The following is a 2,173-nucleotide window of genomic DNA, read 5'->3' on the forward strand; positions in this document are numbered from 1 at the left end:
GCATCTCTCGGCATATCTCGGACACCGGGACCCGGGGTTCACTTACTGGTACCTCTCGGCAGCGTCGAGCTTTTGGCCCTTGCCGCCGACTGTCTCGGGGATGCCGCTTCCAGCAGCGAAGAAGACCAACCATGAGCACGATCGCACCGGCCGTACAGTTGTCCTTCACCGACCGGATGGCCAGGCAGCGCCAGGCAAGTTCACGCACTAGGGCTTCCTACCGCGGCACCTTCCGGCTGTTGTTTTAGTTCGTTCATCGATTGGGTGCCATTCGGCCCATGTTCGCCGATGCCTCGTTGCGTCACCCGGAGCACTCAGCGCTGATCTCCGGTGTCCTGGGGATACCTCCGAAACGATTCGAAAAGGCTACGTCTTCCTACCTCACGCCGGCAGAAGTCGGGGCGCTCATCGCGGCAGCGCACCGCTCATGCTGGTCAGGCCGACGAAACCACGCACTGCAGATATTAGCCATCCAAACAGGACTGCGCGTCTCAGAGCTGACAAGCCTGAACGGCAGTTACATTGGCCCGCGCACCGGAGTCCACATCCAATGCCGCGGCAAGGAACGCGAGGAACGCGCCGTTCCCTTGACCCATCCCACGGCATTGGTCCTGAAGGGAGAGCCGAACGCAACGGCCCGTCGATCCGTTGTTCTCCACGCGCAAGGGGAGGCGCTTGAGCCGCGACGCCGTTGAACAACGATTGGCCAAGCACGACGCCACGGCCGCATTGACGTGCGAGAAGCTGCAGACCAAGAAGATCACCCCGCACACCCTGCGCCACACCACGGCGATGACGCTGCTGCATGCCGGCGACGTTTGCAAGGTCAGCGCGTTATAGCTCGGTGGCGCCGACGTCCGGTCATCGAACACGTACATGTACGCCGACATGACCATCAAGGAACGGGCTTTCGCCCTGACCACATCAATTGCTTCGCCGCCAGGACGATGCCAGGGACCGGACAGCCTCGTGGACTTCCTGAAGAGCTTGCAACTTTGCCGCCACGACATCTATCGCAACTAACAAGAGGCCCGGCATCGACACGTAACTGGACCGCCCAGCGCCTTGGATATCGGCATATTCCCGGTCTCGACGAGCTGGGATATCTACCGAGCGATATCGAAGAGGCCAGGCTGCCGTTTCAGGTGATCACGTGACGGGCATGAATAGCGTAGCCTGATCATCACCACAAATTTGGAGATTTCCCGGTGGGGATCGGTGTTCGGCAATGACAACATAGCCGCGGCCGTCATCGACCGGCAGGCGCACCACGGAAGGCTCCTGCAGTTCCCGGCGAGTCCTACCGGGTCAGGAACGCCCTCATGAAATAGGCCAAATGCCAACATGGCAGGAAATCGAGCCCAAGTGGCCTGATTCTTAGCGCTTTAATGACCGGCCTAAAATTGATCGCGCGCCATCACCTCCGCCAGGCGCTACGGGCAGGTGGCCCTGCGTCCGGCGCATTCGGGGCATCGTATCGGCGTAGTAAAGAAGAACGACCACACGGCAACTCACCGCCGGTGCCGACCGTGCAGCACGAAGCCCTCTTCGAGCAGACCATGGCAACCAATGAGAGCCTGGGATCATTGGCGGACCCGTACCCGGTGATCCTCAGCGAGGAACGCATCGCCAGCTGAATATTTGACTCATTGAGAGCCACCAATATTGCCGTTCAGAGCCACCCCGCCAAAACTCGAGTATTCTTCTTCAGAGCCACCGATAGGGCCTTTGAGAGCCGTCAGCACAGTGCGCGTGGGGACCATTCCGGGACGACAGGAATATTCACCATGGGAGCCACGTTGCCGTCGACTTGTGGCTGGCCACATGACGTGAGCCGGCCCGGCCTCGACCGTTTGCCCCGACGGCTCAGCACAGCAAGCTACTGGGCGCCGAAGATCTGGATGGGAACTGCGGACTCCATGGTGCCGACGATCGCGGACTGTTGTGGCGGAGCGGTACCGGGATGCAGCTCTGCAAGCGGATCGAGCCCTGGGAATGCTGATGCGGCTCGACGTCGCCGGTGTTCTGCCGCCATCGGCTCGGCTTCGTCGGCCACGCCGAAGCAAGCATGGACCGGATCATCCAAAACTCCGTCTGAAGCGAAACAGGAACGTACAACTTGCGCGAGAAGATTGGTGCCGTTCCGGCCCAGAAGGATCCGTTGGAGTCCGTT

The 2,173-nt window shown here is 60.8% G+C and carries 3 protein-coding genes and 1 pseudogene; 3 read left to right on the plus strand and 1 reads right to left on the minus strand.

Going from position 1 to position 2,173, the window contains the following annotated elements:
• Nucleotides 1-278: 278 nt before the first annotated feature.
• The 3 genes and pseudogenes from Q2T94_RS20630 (at nucleotide 279) to Q2T94_RS20635 (ending at nucleotide 1,326) form a co-directional block, all read left to right on the plus strand.
• A complete protein-coding gene (locus Q2T94_RS20630; RefSeq protein ID WP_367281569.1) occupies nucleotides 279-695 on the plus strand; it encodes a tyrosine-type recombinase/integrase in 417 nt (138 codons plus the stop codon).
• Nucleotides 643-840 (plus strand): annotated as a pseudogene (locus Q2T94_RS20445) (tyrosine-type recombinase/integrase); the annotation flags it as partial. The gene Q2T94_RS20630 and the pseudogene Q2T94_RS20445, both read left to right, overlap by 53 nt.
• A 378-nt stretch (nucleotides 841-1,218) precedes the next feature.
• Nucleotides 1,219-1,326, plus strand: a complete 108-nt coding sequence (locus tag Q2T94_RS20635) for a hypothetical protein (RefSeq protein ID WP_367281570.1) — start codon at nucleotides 1,219-1,221, stop codon at nucleotides 1,324-1,326.
• 553 nt (nucleotides 1,327-1,879) lie between these two features.
• On the opposite strand, the gene Q2T94_RS20450 is transcribed toward Q2T94_RS20635, so the two are convergent.
• Nucleotides 1,880-2,173: hypothetical protein (locus tag Q2T94_RS20450; protein WP_302266479.1), on the minus strand; the 294-nt coding region annotated here is incomplete at its 5' end.

The sequence above is a fragment of the Paeniglutamicibacter sulfureus genome (assembly GCF_030512175.1).
GTDB classification, from domain to species: domain Bacteria; phylum Actinomycetota; class Actinomycetes; order Actinomycetales; family Micrococcaceae; genus Paeniglutamicibacter; species Paeniglutamicibacter sulfureus.

Coding starts and splice junctions, on each gene's coding strand:
- Q2T94_RS20630 (WP_367281569.1), top strand. CDS start 279: ATGTTCGCCGATGCCTCGTTGCGTCACCCGGAGCACTCAGCGCTGATC.